The organism is Synechococcus sp. OH2 (assembly GCF_047462155.1).
In the GTDB taxonomy this organism is placed as follows: domain Bacteria; phylum Cyanobacteriota; class Cyanobacteriia; order Thermostichales; family Thermostichaceae; genus Thermostichus.
This window is the reverse complement of the sequence record NZ_JANSIR010000122.1, coordinates 36,991-37,524: the sequence shown is the minus strand read 5'-3', so window position 1 is coordinate 37,524 and position 534 is coordinate 36,991. Positions and strand designations below refer to the sequence as shown.

1 protein-coding gene is annotated in these 534 nt (G+C 59.2%); it reads right to left on the bottom strand.

Annotation, left to right across the window (positions count from 1 at the left end):
* Positions 1-52 precede the first annotated feature (52 nt).
* Positions 53-534 (bottom strand): potassium transporter TrkG (locus NW835_RS13435; protein WP_414415543.1); only part of this gene is annotated, 482 nt, incomplete at its 5' end.

Genomic DNA, 534 nt, shown 5'->3' with positions numbered 1-534 from the left:
GCTTAAGCCCGCTCCGTACCGCTTAGCGGTCGGAGCCGGGTAGTTTACGGGATTACCCAATTAAAATTGGCTCTTCCGGGTAGATTACCAGCTGACGCGGCTGCTGCTGGGCCAAAGCCAAGACAATGGTCAGCGCCCCCAAGCGGCCCCAGAACATCACCAAAACGATGATCAGTTGGCCAAACAAGTTCAGCTTCCCCGTGAACCCTGTCGAGAGGCCACAGGTGGCAAAAGCGGAGATGACCTCGAAGAGTACCGGATCCAGCCTGCTGTGGTGGTGGGTAATTAAGATCAGCCAAGTTGCCAATAGCACCACGAATAGAGAGACAGTCAACACCGCTGCCGCCTTGCGCACCATCGAGGGATCCAAACTGCGCCCGGCAATCTGGGCGCTGGGCAGGCCGCGGGCATAGCCCCACAGAGCCAACACCAACACCGCCAGGGTACCAGTGGTCATGCCGCCCCCCATGGAAGCCGGGGCAGCCCCGATAAACATCAGGATCATCAGCAGCAACTGGCTCGCCGGTGTCAACT